This window comes from Parasphingorhabdus pacifica, from assembly GCF_054779195.1.
This window is the reverse complement of sequence record NZ_BAAGYS010000011.1, coordinates 247066-268103: the sequence shown is the minus strand read 5'-3', so window position 1 is coordinate 268103 and position 21038 is coordinate 247066. Positions and strand designations below refer to the sequence as shown.

The following is a 21038-nucleotide window of genomic DNA, read 5'->3' as shown; positions in this document are numbered from 1 at the left end:
ACAAAATGTTGAACCTGATTCGGTGTTCGGTCAAGCCCCATTTCCGCCGGATCGCGCTCGCGACCGCAGGCAGCCCCTCCCGAGAACGCTCCCGTGGGCGTCACCGCCCACCACCGGGTTCCGGAATTCCGCAACGAGCGGCGCCGTGCAGGCGGAACCACCTCCGCAGAACTGCTCAGAACCGGTCGCGCGCGATCTCCGACGCGAGCGCGACGAGCAAATCGGCGGCCTCGCGCATGCAACGCTCCGGATCCGGCTCGCGGTCCGCCAACGAGTACCCGGCGGCGAACCCGGCCTCCGCGAGCCGCCCGAAGGACAGTCCCCGGCGCCCCGCCACCGCGACGACCGGCACACCGGCGCGGACGGCACGGGCCGCCACCCCGGCGGGTGCCTTGCCGTGCAGGGTCTGCTCGTCGAGCGACCCCTCACCGGTGATGACCAGGCCCGCACCTTCAACCTGGGCGTCGAAGCCGACGAGGTCGAGAACGACGTCCGTGCCGGGCCTGCCGCGCGCCCCCAGCGCCGCAAGCGCGGCGAACCCGACCCCGCCTGCGGCGCCCGCACCCGCTTCCGCGGTGGCGTCCCGGCCACCGGCGGCCACCACCGCCGCACTCCAGCGAGTCAGCGCGGCGTCCAGCAACTCGACCTGTTCCGGAGCCGCCCCTTTCTGCGGCCCGTAGACGTGCGCGGCGCCGTGCACACCGAGCAGCGGATTGTCCACATCGGATGCCAGGATAAGGTCCACTTCGGACAGGCGAGGATCGAGCCCGCTCAGATCCACATCGGACAGGTCGCGCAGCGCGCCACCGCCCCACCCGACCGGGTTGCCCACGCCGTCCCGGACCCGCGCTCCCAGCGCGGACAGCATCCCGGCGCCCCCGTCGGTGCAGGCGCTACCACCGATACCGAGCACCACGGTGCGCGCGCCCTCGTCGAGCGCGGCCCGGATCAGTTCACCGGTTCCCGCACTGGTGGCGTCCATCGGCGCCGGTCGGTCCGGGTCGAGCAGCGCCAGTCCCGACGCGGCGGCCAGCTCGATCACCGCCGTGGAACCGTGGAGGGCGAACTCGGCATCCACGGGCACGCCGACCGGACCGGTCACCCCGGCTCGAACCCGCCGGTAGCCGTTCGCGAGCGCGGCGAGCACCGTACCGTCGCCGCCATCGGCCACCGGCACCAGGCGGATGTCGAGTTCCGGCCGCGCCCGGCGCAACCCGGTGGCGATGGCCTCGGCCACCTGCGAGGACGTCAGCGAACCCTTGAACTTGTCCGGCGCGACCAGGACATGACCAGACACGAGACCTCCCGGCTTCGGGCACATCGAAGGCTCAGCCTAGCGGGCGAGCCAACCGAAACCGTCCGCGCTCGCTCCGCCGGGGTGGTATTCCAGCCCGATCCACCCGCCGTAACCGGCGGCGGTCAGCTTGGTGCGGCAGAGGTCGAAATCGATCTCGCCCGTTCCCGGTTCGCCGCGTCCCGGAGCGTCCGCGAACTGCACGTGCCCGATCCGCGAACCGTGCCGCTCCAGAACAGCGTCGAGGTCGTCGCCGTTGACCACCAGGTGGTAGACGTCGAACAGCAGCCGCAGCTCCTCCCCGTGCTCGGCACGAACCCGATCGATGACCGCCAACGCGTCGGCAGCGGTCCGGAGCGGGTAGCCGGGAATGCCGCTGAGTGGTTCGACCACCACGTCGGCGTCGATACCGGCCGCCGCCCGAGCCGCTCGGGAGAGGTTGGCCGCGGCGGTGGCGTCCTGCACGGCTGGTTCGGCCCCATCGAGGCGGTTGCCGTGGAGGGCGTTGAAGACCCGGCATCCGAGGCGTTCACCGATGCCGACGGCCACGTCGACGTTGTCGGCGAACTCGGCGGACCGCTCCGGGTGCGAGAGCACGCCGCGCTCACCCGCCGGCATGTCGCCGCCGAAGAAGTTCAGCCCCACCAGCGACACCCCCGCGTCATCGATGGCGCGGACGAACGCGTCGACCTCCCGATCGGACGGCACGGCCGCCTGGAACGGCCACCAGAACTCGACCGCGTCGAACCCCGCGGACTTGGCCGCCGCGGGCCTGCGGAGCAGGTCGAACTCGGTGAACAGGATGGACAGGTTGACGTCGTAGCGGAGAGTTTCCACGCGCGTCCTTTCCTTCCAGGTCGAAACGGGCGTCCCCGGCGCCGCTTCCGGGAGCGGCAGCGTCTGTGGCCGAGCAGGCCCGTGACCAGAACAGCCGCTCGAAGCCCCCGGCGCGCGAACGTGCCCACCGAAGGGCGTCCGGCGACCGGGGGACAGCACGGGCTACGGTGCCCACCAGCGCAGAGGAGGTCCACATGAAGCTGAACGCGGAGTTCACCACGGAACCGTTCGAGGGCGAAGGCGACCCCCCGGCGCACGCGGTCGCGGCCGTCGAGCGCCTCCGCGCGGCCGGACTCGAACCGGACTTCGGCCCGCTGGGCACGGCTCTGACGGGGAATCGGGAGACCGTGCTCTCGACGCTGCCCGCCGTCATGGACAGCGCCTTCGAGGCCGGTGCGCGCCGGATCACTCTGCAGGTGACCGTCGACGACGACGCCGACGGCGAGTCCTAGGCTTGAGCGCTGTGCACCCGCTCGCCACCGCGATCTCGCCATTGCTGGACCGGATCGGAGCCACCGCTGTTCCCGTGGAGGAACGGGAGCCCGGAGACATCGTGCTCGACTGGGACGGTGCGCCCGCGGTCGCGGTCCGCCTGCAGGGCGAGGAGTTGACCAGCGCGCTGGATCGGCTGGTCGCCCAGATCGAATCGGAGCTGGGCGCACCGCTGCCCGGCCTGCCGCGTGCCGACAAGCAGCGCGCGGTGCGACTGCTGGAGGAACGCGGCGCGTTCACACTGCGCAAGTCCGTCGAAGGCGTCGCCAAGGCCCTCGGCGTCAGCCGGTTCACCGTGTACAACTACCTGAATCGCGAGCGCCCCGGCAGCTCTTGACCGGTTCACCCGGCCCACCCCGATTTCGAGGTATCCCTCGTTCGGGCGGTTTTCGCGTAGCCCTATCCAGGGGAACCCGGCACACCTGCGCTTTCAACAAAGTGTTGACACCCTGTGGAATGCGGACGTAGCTTCATCCCCCATCACGCCCGTTCCGTTCCACCGAACAGACCCGGAAATCTCGGATCAACCGCCCGGCCCACCGGACGCCGATGATCTCCGGGCATGCCTCCACGGGGAATCCTCATGTCAACCTCCCACCAGACCGGGAAGCACGCCGCGGGACCGGACAGGGTCAACGCCCTGCCCCGCCCGGAACTGATCAACCACTTGCGCGCCTGCCTCGACGTGCCCAGGTGGGCCGACGAACTGGCCGACCAGCGGCCGTTCAGCGACGTCACGGCCTTCCACGCCGCCGCTGAGCAGGCCGCCCCCGACCTCACCACCGAGGAGATCCACGGCGCACTGGCCTCCCACCCCCGGATCGGGGAACGCGCCGACAGCGACGACTCCACCGCGGCGTGGTCCCGCAGCGAGCAGTCCGGAGTCGACGCCGGGGATGCCGAGCTGCAGCGGGCGTTGCGCGAGGGGAACGAGACCTACGAGCGCCGGTTCGGACACGTCTACCTGGTGTGCGCCAACGGGCGCAGCGGGTCCGAACTGCTGGAGATCCTGAACTCCCGCATGGACAACGACCCGGAAGCCGAACTGCGGATCGTCGAAGTCGAACTCCGCAAGATCGCGCAGCTCAGATTGGCGAAGCTGACTTCCTCCTTGACCTGAGCAGCGAGGACGAGAGCACCAAGGACCGACATCCTCCCGACCCGGAGGGCGGGTCGGCGCCGATTGGAGAAACGGTGATCGAAGAATGAGTGCCGTCACGACACACGTCCTGGACGCGGCGAAAGGCACCCCGGCCGCAGGCGTGGGCGTGCGGCTGGAGGCCGTCGACGGGGACGGCTGGAAACCGCTCGCGGAAGCCGAAACGGATTCCGACGGCCGGGTCAAGGAATGCGGCCCTCCACGCCTCGATGCCGGGGACTACCGGTTGACCTTCGCCACCGGCGATTACTTCGAACGCCTCGGCGTCGAATCGTTCTACCCGCAGGTGCAGATCACCTTCCGCATCGCCGATCCCGAGCAGCATTACCACGTGCCGGTCCTGCTCAGTCCGTTCGCCTATTCCACTTACCGAGGGAGCTGATCATGGGCATCGTCATGGGCCCCAACCAGTACGGCAAGGCAGAAGTGCGGCTGTTCGCGGTCAACCGCGACACCGACCGGCACACCGTCAAGGACCTCAACGTCAGCAGCTCGCTGCGCGGTGACTTCGACGAAACCCACCATTCCGGCGACAACTCCGCCGTGTTGCCGACGGACACGCAGAAGAACACCGTCTACGCGTTCGCCAAGCAGGCACCGGTCGGCGAGATCGAGGACTTCGCGCTGCGCCTCGGCCGCCATTTCGTCGGGACGCAGCGGCCGGTGACCGGCGCGCGAATCCTCGTCGACGAATACGCCTGGGAACGCATCCCGGTCGGCGGGACGGGCCACGACCATTCCTTCGCCCGGGCCAGTGACGAGAAGCGGACGACCGCGGTCACGGTCGACGAGTCGGGCGAGCACGTGGTTTCCGGCCTGAAGGACCTGGTGGTGCTCAAGACCACCGGATCGGAGTTCTGGGGCTATCCGAAGGACGAGTACACCACCCTCGCCGAAACCGAGGATCGGATCCTGGCCACGGCGGTGACCGCACGCTGGCGCTACCTCGGCACCGACGTCGACTGGGGCAAGAGCTTCGAGTCCATCCGGGCGACGATGCTCGCGGCATTCGCCACCACCCACAGCTATGCGCTGCAGCAGAGCCTCTACGAGATGGGCAAGGCCGTTCTCGCGGAGCACCCGGACGTGGCCGAGGTGCGGCTGTCGCTGCCGAACAAGCACCACTTCCTCGTCGATCTCGAACCGTTCGGGTTGGACAACGCGAACGAGGTCTACTTCGCCGCCGACCGCCCGTACGGATTGATCGAAGGAAATGTCCTTCGCGACGACGTGGAGCCGGCTCCACAAGCCTGGTACGGCCTGCCGGAGTTCTGATCTCCGCACGACCGGGGCGGGGCCGCGCGTTCCGCCGGGTGGACCCGCCCCGGCCTCGCCGTTCCGGTGCGCGGATCCGGTGCGAATCGATCCCGACAACAAGCACGAAACGCGTTCGAAACACTACTTTCATTCCGGTTCCTGCAGTGCTCTGAATCCTTTCCTACCGTGTTTCCGGATACCACCCTCGCCTGATTTGCCCTTCCGCCGCATTTCCCGTTCCACACCGCTTTTCCGTTCACACCCATATCCGCTCACACCCATATCCGCTCACACCGCACTTCCGCTCACACAGCTTTCCCGTTCCGCACAGCGTTTCCGTTCCGCACCGTGTTCCCGGTCCACACCGTGTTTCCCGTTGACGCGAGAACACCCTCCCGCGAAAGGCAACTGGTCCCGCAAGCGCGTCCACATCCCTTATAGCGGCCCCCGGGAGTTCCCTATGGCCCTGTTCAAAATCCGTTCCGAAAGCGCTCCCGCACACCCGGTGGACCAGGTTCCACCGCCGGGAAAAATGATCGCCTACGGCATTCAACACGTCGCTGCGATGTACGCGGGCGTGGTCGCACCGCCACTGATCATCGGCGAAGCCCTCGGACTCGCTCCGGTCAAGATGACCCTGCTTATCGGTGCCAGCCTGCTCACGGCCGGTTTGGCAACCATCCTGCAGTCTCTCGGAATCTGGCGCATCGGAGCGCGACTGCCGTTCGTCAACGGTGTCACGTTCGGTTCGGTGGCACCGATCCTGGCGATCGTGGCCCAGAGCAGTGGGCAGGAGAATCCGCTGTCGGTCGTCTACGGCTCGGTACTCATCGCCGGTGTGCTGGCGTTCCTGGCCGCGCCGTACTTCTCCCGAATGGTCCGATTCTTCCCACCCGTGGTCAACGGCACGGTCATCACGTTGATCGGCTTGTCCCTGATGCCGGTGGGAATCAACTGGATCGCCGGACAGGACACCGAGGCCGCCGACTACGCGGCGCCGACCAAGATCGCGCTCGGTGCAGTCACGCTGGTGCTGGTCCTGTTGTTCAACCGCTTCCTGAGCGGTTTCTGGAACCGCATCGCGCTGCTGCTCGGTCTGGTGGCGGGCACGCTGATCGCCTGGCCGCTCGGGATGATCGACACCAGCACCTTCGAACAGGCACCGGTGTTCAACCTGCCGACCCCGTTCGACCTCGGCACACCCGCGTTCAGCCTGACCGCGACGATCTCGCTGTGCATCGTGATGCTGGTGGCGATGATGGAAAGCACCGCGGACATGATCGCGCTCGGCGAGATCGTGGAACGCCCGGCCGACGAGAAGACCATCGCCGCCGGACTCCGGGCGGACGGCGCGGGCAGTGCGCTGAGCGCGGTGTTCGGCGGCTTCACCTGCAGCGCCTTCGCGCAGAACATCGGTCTTGTCGCGCTCACCAGGGTCAAGAGCCGGTTCGTGGTGGCCACCGGTGGTGTGGTGCTCATCCTGCTGGGACTGTTCCCGATCGTCGGCGCGGTCGTCTCGCTGGTTCCGCAACCGGTCCTGGGCGGAGCCGCACTCGTCCTGTTCGGGTCGGTGACCACCAGCGGCATCCGCACGCTGGGCAAGGCCGATCTGGGAGACCCGTTCAACTCGCTGGTGGTCGCGGGATCGCTGGCGGTCGGCATGGTCCCGGTGGTCGCTCCGTCGTTCTACGAGCACTTCCCCTCGGCGCTGCGAACCGTCCTCGACTCCGGCATCAGCACCGGCTGCATCGCGGCACTGCTGCTGAACCTGCTGTTCAACCTGCGCCGCGCGGACGGGTCCGGGGAGGACGCCGAAGGCGCGGAGGTACCGAGTCAACGCTCCCCGCAGCAGACGACGGAACCGGCGAACTGACGGGCTGATCCGGTTCTCCGTCGCTGAACCACATTCGGCGGGCACGGTTTCGACCGTGTCCGCCGAATGTGCGTTCTCCTCGTTCGGATGTCCCACTTTTGCGGCATTCGACCGGCGTCGTGATCGTCCGGCGGTTGCACTGGTGCGGCAACCGAAGGAGGAGACGTTGCCGGGAAATTTCCGCCGAACCAGCATGCTCACGGCCGTGCTCATGGTCCTGGCCGCACCGATCACCTACGCCGCAACCGGTTCGAACGTGGCAGAACTCGTCATCGACAGGAACTTCCCCGACCCGGACGTCCTGGAAACCGGCGGGCAGTACTACGCGTTCGCCACCAACACGGCCGGATACCACGTGCAGGCCGCCACAGCGTCCACACCCGACGGAAGCTGGCAGCAGCTCCCCGACGCGCTTCCCGAACTTCCGGGCTGGATCGGGTACGGCTCCAACGGCAGCCTCAACATCTGGGCGCCGGATGTCAGCGAGCGGGCCGATGGCACTTTCCTGCTGTACTACACGGCGTTCCACGCGGGCAACGGCAAGCAGTGCGTGGGCGCGGCGGTCTCGGCGAACCCCGCGGGCCCGTTCACCCCGACGGGCCCGGATCCGTTGATCTGCGCCCGGGCTCAGGGGGACATCATCGATCCGGCGAGCTTCGTCGACAGCGACGGCTCCCGCTACCTGCTCTACAAGGATTCACGCGGGCCCAGGGCCCGCAGCGGACCGTCGTCGATCTGGATCCGCCCGGTCGCCGCCGACGGCCTGACTCCCACCGGGCACGACGTGTCGATCCTGCACGCGGACCGCCCCGAAGAGGCAGGGGTCGTGGAGGCGCCGACACTGGTGCGCCGTCCGGGCGGGTACGTGCTGCTCTTCTCCGGGAACACCTTCGACAGCGGCTCGTACTTCACCAACTACGCGACCGCGTCGCGCATCACCGGCCCGTACACCAAGGCGCCGGGCGCGTTGCTCAGCGCTGACGCGCTGGGCGGGTCCGTTGTGGACCCGGGCGGGCAGGACGTCACGGCCGACGGCGAGCACATCCTCTTCCACGGCGATCTGGCCGAGCCGGGCGGGGACCGCGGACTCTATGCCGCCGACCTCTCCTGGAACGGATCCGAACCGGCATTGGCACCCGACATCCGGCACTGATTAAAAACCGCTACCACCCGCTGCAATCAACTCGTTATTCAGCGGATACAGCGACGCAATTGGGCCTGTTTTCCCTCTTCATGGACGAACAGGCCCATTTTTACGCATTCTCGTCGTCATAATCCGCTAGGCCGTTCGCACCAATTGGCTGGCCTGAAGGACCCCTTCTCGGATCGAGACGATTTCGACCACAACAAACCCGGGTGGTGATCGTTTATTTCGTGAATGTTGCGTCCAACACCGGGAGTCGCCATGCGTTTGCGAGCCCTGATCACCGCGTCCGCGGTCGCGGGTATGTCCATTTTGGCCACTGCCACGGCGTCAGCCGAAACCACCACCACGAACGATCCCCTCAACGGCCAGCAGTGGGGACTCGACCAGGTGCATGCCGAGCAAGCATGGTCATCGAGCACCGGCGGAGGCCAGGTGATCGCGGTCGTCGACACGGGTGTCGACCTCGATCACCCCGATCTTCGTTCCCAGCTCGTCCCCGGAGCCACCTTCGTGGGCTGCGGTGAACAGCCCGCGCCGTGCGGCGACGGCGGCTGGAAAGGCGCCGACGGCGTCGGCCAGGAAACCGACAAGCACGGTACGCACGTAGCGGGAATCGCAGCAGCCGACACCAACAACGGGATCGGCATGGCCGGGGTCGCCCCTGGCGCGAAGATCATGCCGATCAAGGCGCTGGAAGACGGCTCCGGCACGTTCGACGAGATCGGTGCGGGCATCCGCTACGCCGCCGACAACGGCGCGGACGTCATCAACCTGAGCCTGGGCGCCGGTATGGGCACACAGGTCCTGACCCTGCTGGGGCTGGAGACCGGTACGAAGGACGCCATCGCCTACGCTCGCGAGATGGGCGTGTCCGTGATCGCCTCGGCCGGGAACGAAACGGCGCCGCTGTGCGCCACTCCCGCTTGGGAGGACGGCGCCCTGTGCGTGACGGCGACCGACCCGGAGGAAGCCCGGTCCACGTACTCCAACCTGGGCATCACGCTCGACGCCAAGGTGGTGTCGGCGCCTGGCGGCAACGGATACGCGGGCTGCGAGCAGGACGTGATCTCCACGGTTCCGCGCGGACTCGGCACCAACCAGGGCTGCGGCAACGCCGACTACGACGCGCTGGCGGGCACCTCGATGTCGGCTCCGCACGTCGCCGGAGTCGCCGCGCTGCTGGGCGCGCAAGGGCGTGACGTCGAGGAGGTCGAGCAGACACTCATCGACACCGCCCGCGAGCCCGGCACCGAGGAGCGCGGTTCCTACACGCCGCTGTTCGGGCACGGCATCGTGGACGCCGCTGCCGCAGTGCGGTGATGTCGCCCGGCGACGATTTCGGCTCAACCATCGGGCGAACGTCCGTGGCCTGACCTGAGTTCCCGAGTTCGTGGGCGGTCGCGCCGGTCGTCATGACCGGGGCGACCGCCCACGAACTTTGTCGGCCCGTTTCGCACCACGCGGTCCTCCGGCGAGCGGATCCGGCCCGTTTCCGCCTACGCTGCGGACCATGCACGCCCGAACGATTCCCGACTGGCCCGCGCGCGCAGCGGCGGTGTGGGCGTTCGCGTTCGCCGCGCTGAGCGTGTTCTGGGCGTTGGGCGGGCAACTCGGTCTGCACCCGTTCGAAACCGCGACGCCCTCCACCACGTTGGTCGTGATGAACGTGCTGGCCGCCACCGCCAAGGTCGCGCTGGGGCTGCTGGCGCTGGCGAGCATCTCCGAACGCGTGACCTGGAGCCTGCTCGGGGTGGCGCTGTGGACGGCCGCCTTGGCACTGCTGACCTACGGGGCCGTCGGCATGCTCTCGAACGGCCTGGTCATCGCAGGGTTGGTCGACCTGGGCGGGCCGCCCACCCGGTTCCACTGGTACTTCACGCTGATCTGGGACCCGTACTTCCTGCTCGGCGGGGTCCTGTTCCTGCTCACCGCGGTCAGGCACGGGAAGCGGCGCGACTGATCACGCCGGGCGAACGACGCACGGTCGCCCGGCGGCGGAACGCCACGGCAGCCACGACGAGAACGGCAGCGAGGGCGAACTGGCCACCGCGGACGATGCGGTTGATGTCGACGGCCGGATGCCAGCACACGGTGCCGTCCTCCCGGATCGACCACGCACCGACCGGATGGGAGACGACGCCGGTGCCCTCGTTCTCCGCGCGGCGTCGCCGCCCGCCTCCGACACGGATCCGGGCCACCGGTACCAGCGTCGTCGCGCCCTGCTGGACGGGTTGTCCGAAGACCTGGTGTTCCCCGAGCCTGCCCGCCAGTGCCGTGAGGATCTCGTCGTGCCGCTGATCGGTCATTTCCGCGCTCGCCTCCGCTGGTCGAAACACTCCCGAACCGTCCGGGTTCAGCCGTACTTCCCGGGGCACCGAGGTTAGCCGCTTCGACCGGCCCGCGCGGCCGGAAGGTTCAGAGCCGGCCGAGTTCGCGGAGGTCCGATTCCGAAATGCCGGTCATCTCCAGAACCTCGCCCGCATCGGTCGCACCGTTGTCCAGGGCCCGCACGAACGAGGCGGCCAGGGCGCGCGCGGTCGCCGGTTCGTCGAGCACCTCGCCCCCACCGGCGCCGACGTACGCCGCGAGCCGGCGGGCCTCGCCCGGAGCGGATTCCCGGAACTCCGCGAACACCGCCGCGTAACGGGTGACCAGCTGAGCCGGGTGCAGATCCCAGCTCTGGTAGAAACCGTGGGCCAGCGACCGGCGCACCAGCTCGTAGTGGGTCCGCCAACCGTGGTGGACCCGGCCCCCTACCGGCAGCACGTTCGTCGACCCGTCCGAGAGGTGGACTCCGGTTCCCGCGGCCGAAACCTGCATCGCGTTCCGCGCGAAGTCGCAGGCCCCGTGCGCGAGGTGCTGGTGGGCCGCGGTGAGCCCGCAGCCCGCGGTGTAGTCGTAGGTGCCGAAGTGCAGGCCGGTGACCCGACCGCCTCCGGCTTCGATGAATCGGGGCAGCGCGAACCGCCCCTCGGAGTCCATGATGGACTGCGTCGTTTCGACCTGGAGCTCGAAGCGCAGCATCCCGTCGGCGATCCCCACCTGGCGTTCGAGCAGTTCCAGCAGCTCGACGAACACCTCGACCTGGGCGCGGTCGACGATCTTGGGGAAGGTCAGCACGAACCCGTGGGGGAGGCTGCCCCACTGCTGCAGCAGGGCGGTCAGGAACACGTCGAGGGTCCGCACCGACCGGGCACGCAACTCGGGAGTGTCGAAGGACTTCACGCGGAGGCCGAAGCTCGCCGGTTCCACACCGTCGCGCAGCCATTCGGCGACCACGCCGGCGACACGCTCCGCGTCGGCGTCCTCGGTCTCGTCGCTCGGTCGGCCGTAACCGTCCTCGAAATCGATGCGCAGATCTTCGACGGGGTCCTGCAGCAACTTCGCCCGGACGCGCGGGTGCACGGCCGCCGCGCATTCCCGTCCCATTCCGAGCACGTCGGCGAGGTCCTCGGGTCGGGTCGCGTGCCGGTCGAGAGCGTCCAGCGCCGCATCGCCCCACCGGCGCACCGTGCCGGTGTCCACCTGGATCGCGGGAACGTAGCAGGTGTGCACGGGCTGTCGGTCGGCGTTGGCTCCCGGATAGCGCCGCGCCATGTGCTCGTCCACAGCGGACAGCCGGGCGAGGTGTTCGTGCACTCGCGAAGAATCCAACGAGGTTTTCGGCACTGGGGCTGCTCCCGTCGCAGTGATGTGTGGCCGCGCAGGTGGCGGACAGGCCTGCGGGCCGGTGGTGGTCCGCGGCCGGCCCCGGACCACCACCGGCGAAACGGTCAGTCGATCGTCTCGTACGCGGGCAGGGTGAGGAAGTCCGCGAAGTCGTCGGCGACCGCCACGGTCTCGAACAGTTCGACCGCCTGACCGAGGTTCTCGGTCGGGAAGCCCTGTTCGGCACGCAACTTCTTCTCGGTGTCCGCGAGGACCTCGCGGACCAGTTCGAGCGTGACCCGCTCGCCGCCGGCCAGCACGACGTGGTTGTGCAGCCACTGCCAGATCTGCGAGCGCGAGATCTCGGCCGTCGCGGCATCCTCCATCAGGTTGTGGATGGCGGCCGCGCCGGTGCCACCCAGCCAGGAGACGATGTAGCGAACACCGACGTCGACCGCGGCGCGCAGGCCTTCGATCGTCCGCTCACCCGGCGTGGAGGCCACGTCGAGCAGCTGGTCGGCGGTGATCGAGACGTCCTCTCGAGTGCGGTCGATCTGGTTGGGCTTGTCGCCCAGCACCGCGTTGAACTCCTCGTAGCAGATGTCCACCAGCCCGGGGTGGGCGACCCACGAACCGTCGAAGCCGTCGGCGGCTTCCCGCTTCTTGTCGTCGTGGACCTTCTGCATGGCCTTCTCGTTGGCCTCGGGGTCCTTCTTGTTCGGGATGAACGCGGCCATGCCACCGATCGCGAACGCACCGCGCTTGTGGCAGGTGCGCACCAGCAGCTCGGTGTAGGCGCGCATGAACGGCGCGGTCATGCCGACGCTGTTGCGGTCCGGCAGGATGTACCTGTCCGACTCGCGGAACGTCTTGATGACGCTGAACAGGTAGTCCCAGCGGCCTGCGTTGAGGCCCGCCGAGTGGTCGCGCAGCTCGTAGAGGATCTCCTCCATCTCGAACGCGGCCGGGAAGGTCTCGATCAGCACCGTGGCGCGGATCGAACCGTGCGGCACGCCGAGCTTTTTCTGCGCGTCGGTGAACACGTCGTTCCACAGGCGCGCTTCGAGGTGGCTTTCCATCTTCGGCAGGTAGAAGAACGGCCCGTTGCCGCGCTTGACCGCCTCTTGCGCGTTGTGGAAGAAGAACAGACCGAAGTCCAGCAGGGCCCCGACGACGGGCTTGCCGTCGACCAGCACGTGCTTGTCGTCGAAGTGCCAGCCGCGCGGGCGGACAAGCGCCACCGCGTGCTCCACGTCGTCGCGCAGCTTGTATTGCTTGCCCTCCGGAGTGGACAGTTCGACCTGCTTGCGCACGACGTCGTAGAGGTTGACCTGTCCGGAGATCACGTTGTCCCAGTGCGGGGTGTTGGCGTCTTCCAGGTCGGCCAGCCAGACGCGGGCACCGGAGTTCAGCGCGTTGACCGCCATCTTGCGGTCGGTCGGGCCGGTGATCTCGACGCGGCGGTCGCGGATGGCCTCCGGCGGCTCGGCGACCTGCCAGTCGCCTTCGCGGATCGACTTGGTCTCTTCCAGGAAGTCCAGGCGGCCGTTGCGAGCGGCCTCCTCGCGGCGCTTCGTGCGGAGGGCGAGCAGCTCGTCGCGGCGCGCGCCGTACGCGCGCTGGAGCCCGGCCACGAATTCCAGGGCCTCCTTGGTCAGGATCTCGTCACCACGCTCGACCGCGCCGCCGAGCACCTGGACGCCCTCGGGAGTCGTCAGGCCCATTTGAGACATGGAAGGTCCACCTCTTTCAATGCCGGGTTCACAGATGCTGGCTGTGGCTTACCTTGCCGCGTGCGACGAGATCCCGCCCACTCGGCGCGAGTTGCGACCCGCGCCAGCGCCCGTATGTTTTCTGCATCGTGGATGTTAGTTTCCACTGATGAACACGGGCAACATGAGCTGACGCACCTTCCGGCGTCTAAACTCGGCAACCACAACCGTGGAGAGGACCGCCGCGATGTCCACAGGCCCACGCCAGGCGAGCCAGGGCGGAGGGGTGCAGTCCGTCGATCGTGCCTTCGAGCTGCTGGAGCTGATGGCCGACTCGGGCGGCGAGGTCACGCTCTCCGAGCTCGCCGAAACGTCCGGCCTCCCGCTGCCGACCATCCACCGGATCATGCGCACCCTGGTCGGCTCGGGTTACGCCCGCCAACAACCGTCCCGCCGCTACGCACTGGGCCCCCGCCTGATCCGGCTCGGCGAAACCGCCAGTCGCGCCCTCGGCTCCTGGGCACGCCCCTACCTGGGCGAACTCACCGAAGCGACCGGGGAGACGTCGAACATGGCGGTGCTGGACGGCGAACACATCGTGTACGTCTCGCAGGTGCCCTCCCAGCACTCCATGCGGATGTTCACCGAGGTCGGTCGCCGCGTCGACGCGCACGCGACCGCCGTCGGCAAGGCAGTGATGGCGACCATGCCCGACGAGACCGTCGGACAGTTGCTCAAACGTGCCGGGATGCGACCGCAGACCGAGCGCACCATCACCGACATCCAGTCCATGCAGGACGAGCTCGCCCGCATCCGCGACCTCGGTTACGCCATCGACGACGGGGAGCAGGAGGTCGGCGTGCGCTGCTACGCGGTGGCCATCCCCGGCGCCCCGGCAGGTGCCGGGATCTCCATCAGCGGCCCGGAGGGACGTATGACCCGGATCGCCACCGACGAAGTCATCCCACTGATGCGCAGGCTGGCGAACGACCTTTCCGCGGAACTCCGCACCTCCGACAGCACCACCTGACGGCGGGCCGAGCGTGGGAACGCGGGGAACCTGCGTTCCCGGACCGGTGGTTCGAATCCGTCCACGGCGTCGGCAGGAGCGGCGTCGGCCGCTTTCGGTGCGGAACCGAAGGTGACCGTCAGCCGAGTGACCGCGCCCGAATCACTCCGGGAGCACTCAGCGACCCGAGAAGCGCTGCGACACCCACTGCTCCCAGCGGGGGCCGTGCGGCTCCAGCTCCACCTCGCGCACATCGTCGGCGCGGCGGTTCAGCCGCACCACCAAGTACTCGTCGGCGAGCTGTTCGGCCAACCCGGCGCCCCACTCGACGACCACGGCCGCGTCGGTGAGGTCGGTGTCCAGGTCCAGGTCGTCGATGTCCGCGAGGCCGCCCAGCCGGTAGGCGTCCACGTGCACCAGCGACGGCCGGTCCCCGACATCGGCGCGATGCACCCGCGCGATCACGAACGTCGGGGACGTGACCCGGCCGGACACGCCCATGCCCGCCGCGATCCCCCGTGTGAGGACGGTCTTGCCCGCACCCAGCGGGCCGTCCAGCAGGACCAGGTCACCGGCGCGCAGGTCGGAACCGAGTTGGCGCCCGAACTCCTGCGAATCGTGCTCCTCGGCCAGCTCGAACGTGCGAATCACGGTGTTCACGACTTGCCCATCGCCTTCGACTCGTCATCGCCGAGCTTCCGGCAAGCCCGGCGCAGCAACCTCGTCAAGTGCTCGTTCACCAGCTCGTGTCGCTCCAGCATCACCATGTGCCCGGCGCCCTCCACCCGGACCAACTCGGCATCGGGCAGCTCGGCGGCGATCACCTCGGCGTGCGAAAACGGGGTGAGCCGGTCGGCTTCCCCGCTGAGCACCAGCACCTCGCAGTGCCGCAACCCGGCGAGCGCGGCCTTGCGGTCGTGCGAACCGATCGTCTCCAGGAAGTCGGTCACGACCTCCACGCTGGTCGCGCCGATCATCTTCACCATCAGGTCCACCAGTGACGGGCTGACCCGGCGATCTCCGAAGGCGAGCCCGCGCACGATGCTCCAGGTGAGCTGGTTACCGGTCTTCCGGGCCCGCTCCACCAGCGTGGGCTGCAGGGCGGCCAGCGTGCCGAGTCCCCTGGTGAGCGGGTTGTTCCGGGAAAGCCACGGGCGCGGCAACCCGGCCGCACCCACCTCGCCCGCCGAGGTGCCGATGAACGCCACCGCGCACACGCGCTTCTTGAAAAGCTCCGGCCGCTGCTCGGCCAGCGCCATGATCGCCATTCCGCCCATCGAATGCCCGACGAGGACGATCGGGCCCTTCCGCGCGGTCGCCCGTACCACGGCGTCCAGGTCCTTGCCGAGTTGTTCGATCGTGCTGCGGCTCTTGCTCGAATGCCCGGAGCGGCCATGACTGCGCTGGTCGAACTGCACCACCCGAACCCGCGGGTCGGTCGACTCCGGCAGCGACTTGCGCTGGAAATGCCAGCACCGCGAATCCAACGTGTAGCCGTGGACGAGCACCACGGTCACCTCGGAATGCTCCCCGTCGGCGGTCTTGACCTCCTGCACCGCGAGCGGAACTCCGTCATCGGCGGCCACGGTGGACTGGCGGTCGGCGGGCAGCGTCCCGAGCTCCTCCGTCGCGTACGGGTCGCCACTCTCCTCGCGTTGCGTCGCGATGCGCGAGCTGTGCGCGGCAACCCCGAACGCGGCGCCGGTCATAGCCGCCCCGACGATTCCGCTCGTCCAGGCGAGCGCCTGCCACACCGGCTTCATGCGCCCTCCACCACAGTGCGGGTGACCCTCGGTCGGTACATCCCGCTGACGATCTCGTAATGGATGGTGCCCAGCTCGTCGGCCCACTCGGCGGCGGTCGGTTCCCCGGCGTCACCGGCGCCGAACAGGATCACCTCGTCGCCCTCGGCAACCTCGTCGTCGTCGCACAGCACCACGATCTGGTCCATGCACACCCGCCCGACGACGGGCCTGCGCTTGCCGCGCAACCACACCGACATCCGGCCGGACAGGGTTCGCGGAACCCCGTCCGCATAGCCCACCGGGACCAGCGCCAGGTTCGACGCCCGCTCGGCACCCCACGAGTGCCCGTAGGAAACGTGCTCGCCCGCGGCGACCCGCTTGGTCATCGCCACCGACGAGCGGAAGGTCATCGCGGGCCGCAGTCCGTGATCACCGTCCTCCGGGACGGGGTCCAGGCCGTACACTGCGATTCCCGGGCGGACCAGCTCGAAGTGCAGGTCCGGGCGGGTGAGCACCGCAGCGGAGTTCGCGATGTGGCGGATCGGGTCCAGGCCGGCCGCGCGCGCCTGCTCGTAGGCCCGGCCGAACCGTTCGGCCTGCATGTCGATCGACGGGTGGTTCAGCTCGTCGGCACACGCCAGGTGCGACCAGACCGCCACCACCTCGACCAGGCTCTCCACCTGGGCCTTCGCGGCCGCCTCGACCAGCGCCGGCCACAGGTCGGGCGGGCACCCGTTGCGGCTCAAGCCGGTGTCGATCTTCAAGTGCACCCTGGCGACCCGGTTCGCGCGTTCCGCCGCCTCGACGATGCTCCGCAGGCTCGACACCGACGACGCGGACAGGTCCACGTCGGCCCGGACGGCGGCTTCGAAGTCCTCACCGCTGCTGTAGAGCCAGCACAGCACGGGGGCGTCGATCCCGGCCGATCGCAACTGCAACGCCTCGGTCACCGAGGCCACCCCGAGGCGATCAGCACCCGAATCCAGCGCCGCCCGCGCGGTGGTCACCGCACCGTGCCCGTACCCGTCGGACTTGACGATCACCATCGTCGCGGCCCCCGAACGGGCGGCGCGCCGGGAGAGCACTCCGACGTTGTCGCGAAGCGCGTCCACATCGATGCGCAGGTCGGCGCGGAACGGAGGCTGGTCACTCATAGCACCGGTCATGGTCGCACATCCGTCGCCCGGTACGGCCCAGGTATCCGGTTTCGGCGCTGCTCAGCGCGGGTTCGGTGGCTCTTCGAACGCCGTCGCGACCCTGCCACGACGATCTGGCCCGAGGTGCCGGCACGGACACCGGAACACCGCGGCCGCCGACCGGGCGGAGCGGATCAGCCTGCCTCGGCGCGAACCCGCCGGATCGCCTCCGGCACCGCCGCCGACAGCTCCGAGGCACCCACCGGTGCTCCCGTTTCCGCACCGCCGAGCGCGGCCGTCTCGGCCGCCAGCACGTGCACGTACGAGGCGCATCCGCAGGCCAGCCAAGGATCGAGCCCGGCGGCCATCAACGCACCGATCAGCCCGGTGAGCACATCGCCGGAACCCGCGGTGGCAGGCCACGCGTGCGCGGCCGCGTTGACCAGGACCCGGCCGTCCGGGGCGGCGACCACGGTCGTGTTGCCCTTCAACAGCAGCACGACGCCGTACCGGCGGGCGAAATCACGCGCCGCGGCGACCCGGTCCGCACCGGAATCGCCCGCCAGCCGCGCGAACTCCCCGGCGTGCGGGGTCAGCACCACCGGCACGTCCGGGTCCCGCGAGTCCCACAGCGTCTCGTCCCCGGCGAACAGCGTGATCGCGTCCGCGTCCGCGCACACCGGGCGTGCCTCCTCCAGCACCATCCGCAGCACGTCGCCACCGCTCGGACCCGTACCGATCCCCGGTCCCACCGACCACGCCTGCACCCGCCCCGCATCGGTCACCGAACCGGTCGCCACCACTTCCGGCCAGTGCGCGCGGACCACATCGGCGGCGGGACCGGCGTAGCGAACCATCCCGGAGGTCGCGCGGACCGCACCCCCCGACGTCAGCACCGCCGCACCCGGGAACGTGGCCGATCCGGCCGCGACGCCCACCACGCCCTGGGTGTACTTGTCGTCTTCGGGGTGCGGGACCGGCCAGGCCGCACCGACGTCCTCCGGATCGAGCAGCACCAGATCCGGGGCGTCCAGATCGTCGGCGATCCCGATGTCGACCACCTCGACCGCCCCGGAACGCACCGCCCCCTCGCCCAGCACATGGCAGGGTTTGCGGCCGCCGAAGGTGACGGTCACGTCGGCGGCCACGGCTTCGCCCTCGACCACGCCGGTGATCGGATCGACTCCGCTGGGCAGGTCGACGGCGACGACGGGCACGGTCAGCCGGTGCACGAGTTCGGCGGCGATCGGCCGGAGCGGGCCGCGAGCGGAGAGGCCCACGACGCCGTCGACGGCCGCGTCGGCGCGCTGCAACGCGTCCGCCGCGTCCGCGCCGACGCCGGCCGTGTCCGCGCCCGGTCCGTCGGCGGCGCACACGCGCCCGCCCGCACCGCGCAGCGCGGCCAGCCCCTCGGGATGCGCCTTGTCCGGGCTGAGCAGGACCGCGGTGACTCCCACACCGCGCCGGCGCAGGAAGGCGCCGGCCCACAGCGCGTCACCACCGTTGTTGCCCGCTCCCACGAGCAGCACGACATGCCTGCCGCTGACCCGGCCGGTGACCTCCGTGAGCAGCCGTGCCACCCGCACCGACACCGCGTGCGCAGCCCGCCGCATCACGGCCGGCTCGGGAGTCCGGGTGAACAACCGTTGTTCGGCGGCCCTGACCTGGTCCGGTGTCCAAACCCCTTGCACCAGCAACCTCCCGTTTCAGGATGCGACCACGCGGTGCGGGGTCCGCCCGCGGCGTTCTCCGATTTCGCGGGTGTCGATTTTGCGCGGAACCGACCTGCCCACCGGGCGATCGTCACTCCACTGTGACGGACTTCGCCAGGTTGCGGGGCTTGTCCACGTCGTAGCCCCGGGAACGCGCGATCTCCGCGGCCAGCACCTGGAGCGGCACGGTCGAGACCAGCGGCTGGAGGAGCGTCGGAACCGACGGGATCTCGATCAGCTCGTCGGCGAACGGGCGCACTTCCTCATCGCTCTCCTCCGCGATGACGATCGTGCGCGCACCCCTCGCCTGGATCTCGCGGATGTTCGACAGCATCTTGGAATGCAGCAGGGCACGCCCCGTGGGTGACGGCATCACCACGACCACGGGCAGGTCGTCCTCGATCAGGGCGATCGGCCCGTGCTTGAGCTCACCCGCCGCGAAGCCCTCCGCGTGCATGTAGGCGAGTTCCTTGAGCTTGAGCGCGCCCTCCAGCGCGATCGGATACCCGACGTGCCTGCCGAGGAACAGCACGGCCTTCGAGTCGGAGATCCGGCTGCCCAGCGCGCGCACCTGTTCCACGGTCGTGAGCGTCTTGCGCACGGCGTCGGCCATCGCGGCGAGGTCGTTGAACTCCCGCGCGACCTCGTCGGCGAACTTCGTGCCGCGAGCCTGCGCCAGAGCCAGCCCGACCAGGTAGTTCGCCGCGATCTGCGAAACGAAGGTCTTGGTCGCCGCCACGCCGATCTCCGGGCCCGCGTGGGTGTAGAGCACCGCGTCGGACTCCCGGGGGATCTGCGCGCCGTTCGTGTTGCAGATCGCCAGCACCCGCGCGCGCTGCGCCCTGGCGTGCCGCACCGCTTCGAGCGTGTCGGCGGTCTCCCCGGACTGCGAGATCGCCACCACCAGCGTGTCCCGGCCCAGGACGGGGTCCCGGTAGCGGAACTCGCTGGCCAGCTCCACTTCCACCGGCACCCGGCACCAGTGCTCGATGGCGTGCTTGGCCAGCAGGCCGGAGTGGTAGGCGGTGCCGCAGGCCACCACGAACACCTTGTCGATGTCGCGCATGTCCTGGTCGGAGATGCGCTGCTCGTCGAGCACCACACGGCCGTCGACGAAATGCCCACGCAGGGTGTTCTCCAGCGCCTCCGGCTGCTCCTCGATCTCCTTGAGCATGAAGTAGTCGTGGCCGCCCTTCTCGGCGGCCGAAAGGTCCCAGTCGACGGTGAACGGTTTGGCGCTGACCGGGTTGCCGTCGAAGTCGGTGACCGAGTAACCGTCGGCGGTGATCGTCACCGCCTGGTCCTGTCCCAGCTCGACGGCGTCGCGGGTGTGTTCGATGAACGCCGCGACGTCGGAGGCCAGGAAGTGCTCGTCCTCCCCGACGCCGAGCACCAACGGCGAGGAACGCCGCGCCGCAACGACCCGATCCGGCTGGTCGGCGTGCGTGACCACCAGGGTGAATGCGCCTCGGAGCCGGTTGGCGACCGCGCAGACGCTGGCCGCGAGGTCACCGGCCGTCGGACCGCTCGCGAAGGCCGCGGCAATCAGGTGCGCCGCCGTCTCGGTGTCGGTGTCGCTGACCATCTCGACGCCGTCGGCTTCCAGCTCGGCGCGCAACGCGGAGAAGTTCTCGATGATGCCGTTGTGGACCACTGCGACCTTGCCCGCGGCGTCCTGATGCGGATGGGCGTTTCGATCGGTCGGCGCACCGTGCGTCGCCCACCGCGTGTGTCCCATCCCTGCGTTGCCCGCGAACCGGCCGTTGTCCGATTCGACGACGCGCTTCTCCAGATTCGACAGGGCTCCGGCCGCCCGGTCGACGACCAGACCGCCCGAACCGTCGAGCACAGCCGCCCCGGCCGAGTCGTAGCCGCGGTACTCCAGGCGTCGCAGCCCGTCGAGCACCACATCAAGCGCCTGGCGATGTCCTACATAACCCACGATGCCGCACACCCGGCCAAGCGTAACGACACCTGCTGGTCTCTACCTACGGTGGCATCACCGATGTGGGTGCCG

20 protein-coding genes are annotated in these 21038 nt (G+C 69.2%); 10 read left to right on the top strand and 10 right to left on the bottom strand.

What is annotated here, in order from left to right:
* Nucleotides 1-175 precede the first annotated feature (175 nt).
* A complete protein-coding gene (locus ACYVAN_RS18220; protein WP_460961183.1) occupies nucleotides 176-1297 on the bottom strand; it encodes a glycerate kinase in 1122 nt (373 codons plus the stop codon).
* 36 nt (nucleotides 1298-1333) lie between these two features.
* Nucleotides 1334-2131: a hydroxypyruvate isomerase family protein gene (locus tag ACYVAN_RS18215; protein ID WP_460961181.1), complete on the bottom strand. Its 798-nt coding sequence runs from the start codon at nucleotides 2129-2131 to the stop codon at nucleotides 1334-1336.
* Between the two features lie 194 nt (nucleotides 2132-2325).
* On the opposite strand from ACYVAN_RS18215, the gene ACYVAN_RS18210 reads away from it, so the two are divergent.
* The 9 genes from ACYVAN_RS18210 (at nucleotide 2326) to ACYVAN_RS18170 (ending at nucleotide 10019) form a co-directional block, all read left to right on the top strand.
* Nucleotides 2326-2583, top strand: coding sequence for a thiamine-binding protein (locus ACYVAN_RS18210; RefSeq protein WP_460961179.1), 258 nt, complete (start codon nucleotides 2326-2328; stop codon nucleotides 2581-2583).
* 11 nt (nucleotides 2584-2594) lie between these two features.
* The gene (locus ACYVAN_RS18205) at nucleotides 2595-2960 is read left to right on the top strand and encodes a helix-turn-helix domain-containing protein (protein WP_460961583.1); all 366 of its coding nucleotides are present in this window, start codon (nucleotides 2595-2597) and stop codon (nucleotides 2958-2960) included.
* A 246-nt stretch (nucleotides 2961-3206) separates the two neighbouring features.
* On the top strand, nucleotides 3207-3743 hold the full coding sequence (gene uraD / locus ACYVAN_RS18200; protein WP_460961177.1) for a 2-oxo-4-hydroxy-4-carboxy-5-ureidoimidazoline decarboxylase: 537 nt from the start codon (nucleotides 3207-3209) through the stop codon (nucleotides 3741-3743).
* An 85-nt stretch (nucleotides 3744-3828) separates the two neighbouring features.
* Nucleotides 3829-4164: a hydroxyisourate hydrolase gene (uraH, locus tag ACYVAN_RS18195; RefSeq protein WP_460961175.1), complete on the top strand. Its 336-nt coding sequence runs from the start codon at nucleotides 3829-3831 to the stop codon at nucleotides 4162-4164.
* 2 nt (nucleotides 4165-4166) lie between these two features.
* A complete protein-coding gene (pucL, locus tag ACYVAN_RS18190; RefSeq protein WP_460961173.1) occupies nucleotides 4167-5057 on the top strand; it encodes a factor-independent urate hydroxylase in 891 nt (296 codons plus the stop codon).
* 442 nt (nucleotides 5058-5499) lie between these two features.
* Nucleotides 5500-6912: a nucleobase:cation symporter-2 family protein gene (locus tag ACYVAN_RS18185; RefSeq protein WP_460961171.1), complete on the top strand. Its 1413-nt coding sequence runs from the start codon at nucleotides 5500-5502 to the stop codon at nucleotides 6910-6912.
* Between the two features lie 142 nt (nucleotides 6913-7054).
* A complete protein-coding gene (locus ACYVAN_RS18180) occupies nucleotides 7055-8065 on the top strand; it encodes a glycoside hydrolase family 43 protein (RefSeq protein ID WP_460961169.1) in 1011 nt (336 codons plus the stop codon).
* Between the two features lie 252 nt (nucleotides 8066-8317).
* Nucleotides 8318-9379 carry a S8 family serine peptidase gene (locus tag ACYVAN_RS18175; protein ID WP_460961167.1) on the top strand — a complete coding sequence of 354 codons (1062 nt, stop codon included), beginning with the start codon at nucleotides 8318-8320 and terminating at the stop codon, nucleotides 9377-9379.
* A gap of 190 nt (nucleotides 9380-9569) precedes the next feature.
* Entirely contained in the window at nucleotides 9570-10019 is a 450-nt protein-coding gene (locus ACYVAN_RS18170; RefSeq protein ID WP_460961165.1) for a DUF3995 domain-containing protein, read from the top strand.
* On the opposite strand, the gene ACYVAN_RS18165 is transcribed toward ACYVAN_RS18170, so the two are convergent.
* The 3 genes from ACYVAN_RS18165 to aceB all read right to left on the bottom strand — a co-directional run bounded on the left by ACYVAN_RS18165 (nucleotide 9994) and on the right by aceB (nucleotide 13440).
* Nucleotides 9994-10365 carry a hypothetical protein gene (locus tag ACYVAN_RS18165; RefSeq protein ID WP_460961163.1) on the bottom strand — a complete coding sequence of 124 codons (372 nt, stop codon included), beginning with the start codon at nucleotides 10363-10365 and terminating at the stop codon, nucleotides 9994-9996. The genes ACYVAN_RS18170 and ACYVAN_RS18165 overlap by 26 nt on opposite strands.
* A 109-nt stretch (nucleotides 10366-10474) precedes the next feature.
* On the bottom strand, nucleotides 10475-11698 hold the full coding sequence (locus ACYVAN_RS18160) for a DUF6986 family protein (protein WP_460961161.1): 1224 nt from the start codon (nucleotides 11696-11698) through the stop codon (nucleotides 10475-10477).
* A gap of 134 nt (nucleotides 11699-11832) precedes the next feature.
* Nucleotides 11833-13440, bottom strand: a complete 1608-nt coding sequence (gene aceB / locus ACYVAN_RS18155) for a malate synthase A (RefSeq protein WP_460961159.1) — start codon at nucleotides 13438-13440, stop codon at nucleotides 11833-11835.
* Nucleotides 13441-13666: 226 nt separating this feature from the next.
* Between aceB and ACYVAN_RS18150 the strand changes: the two genes are divergently transcribed.
* Nucleotides 13667-14449, top strand: coding sequence for an IclR family transcriptional regulator (locus ACYVAN_RS18150; protein WP_460961157.1), 783 nt, complete (start codon nucleotides 13667-13669; stop codon nucleotides 14447-14449).
* Nucleotides 14450-14605: 156 nt separating this feature from the next.
* On the opposite strand, the gene tsaE is transcribed toward ACYVAN_RS18150, so the two are convergent.
* The 5 genes from tsaE to glmS form a co-directional block, all read right to left on the bottom strand.
* Nucleotides 14606-15088, bottom strand: a complete 483-nt coding sequence (tsaE, locus tag ACYVAN_RS18145) for a tRNA (adenosine(37)-N6)-threonylcarbamoyltransferase complex ATPase subunit type 1 TsaE (RefSeq protein ID WP_460961155.1) — start codon at nucleotides 15086-15088, stop codon at nucleotides 14606-14608.
* Entirely contained in the window at nucleotides 15085-16191 is a 1107-nt protein-coding gene (locus tag ACYVAN_RS18140) for an alpha/beta fold hydrolase (protein WP_460961153.1), read from the bottom strand. Before ACYVAN_RS18140 ends, tsaE begins: the two co-directional genes overlap by 4 nt.
* On the bottom strand, nucleotides 16188-17327 hold the full coding sequence (gene alr, locus ACYVAN_RS18135; protein WP_460961151.1) for an alanine racemase: 1140 nt from the start codon (nucleotides 17325-17327) through the stop codon (nucleotides 16188-16190). The genes ACYVAN_RS18140 and alr overlap by 4 nt, the downstream gene beginning before the upstream one ends.
* A gap of 176 nt (nucleotides 17328-17503) precedes the next feature.
* Entirely contained in the window at nucleotides 17504-19000 is a 1497-nt protein-coding gene (locus ACYVAN_RS18130) for an NAD(P)H-hydrate dehydratase (protein ID WP_460961149.1), read from the bottom strand.
* A 112-nt stretch (nucleotides 19001-19112) separates the two neighbouring features.
* On the bottom strand, nucleotides 19113-20975 hold the full coding sequence (gene glmS, locus ACYVAN_RS18125; RefSeq protein WP_460961147.1) for a glutamine--fructose-6-phosphate transaminase (isomerizing): 1863 nt from the start codon (nucleotides 20973-20975) through the stop codon (nucleotides 19113-19115).
* Nucleotides 20976-21038 lie beyond the last annotated feature (63 nt).

What these genes read in the sequence shown, in the direction of transcription:
- ACYVAN_RS18210 (WP_460961179.1), top strand. Translation starts at nt 2,326, where the DNA reads ATGAAGCTGAACGCGGAGTTCACCACGGAACCGTTCGAGGGCGAAGGC.
- uraD (WP_460961177.1), top strand. Translation starts at nt 3,207, where the DNA reads ATGTCAACCTCCCACCAGACCGGGAAGCACGCCGCGGGACCGGACAGG.
- uraH (WP_460961175.1), top strand. Translation starts at nt 3,829, where the DNA reads ATGAGTGCCGTCACGACACACGTCCTGGACGCGGCGAAAGGCACCCCG.
- pucL (WP_460961173.1), top strand. Translation starts at nt 4,167, where the DNA reads ATGGGCATCGTCATGGGCCCCAACCAGTACGGCAAGGCAGAAGTGCGG.
- ACYVAN_RS18185 (WP_460961171.1), top strand. Translation starts at nt 5,500, where the DNA reads ATGGCCCTGTTCAAAATCCGTTCCGAAAGCGCTCCCGCACACCCGGTG.
- ACYVAN_RS18175 (WP_460961167.1), top strand. Translation starts at nt 8,318, where the DNA reads ATGCGTTTGCGAGCCCTGATCACCGCGTCCGCGGTCGCGGGTATGTCC.
- ACYVAN_RS18170 (WP_460961165.1), top strand. Translation starts at nt 9,570, where the DNA reads ATGCACGCCCGAACGATTCCCGACTGGCCCGCGCGCGCAGCGGCGGTG.
- ACYVAN_RS18165 (WP_460961163.1), bottom strand. Translation starts at nt 10,365, where the DNA reads ATGACCGATCAGCGGCACGACGAGATCCTCACGGCACTGGCGGGCAGG.
- aceB (WP_460961159.1), bottom strand. Translation starts at nt 13,440, where the DNA reads ATGTCTCAAATGGGCCTGACGACTCCCGAGGGCGTCCAGGTGCTCGGC.
- ACYVAN_RS18150 (WP_460961157.1), top strand. Translation starts at nt 13,667, where the DNA reads ATGTCCACAGGCCCACGCCAGGCGAGCCAGGGCGGAGGGGTGCAGTCC.
- ACYVAN_RS18140 (WP_460961153.1), bottom strand. Translation starts at nt 16,191, where the DNA reads ATGAAGCCGGTGTGGCAGGCGCTCGCCTGGACGAGCGGAATCGTCGGG.
- alr (WP_460961151.1), bottom strand. Translation starts at nt 17,327, where the DNA reads ATGAGTGACCAGCCTCCGTTCCGCGCCGACCTGCGCATCGATGTGGAC.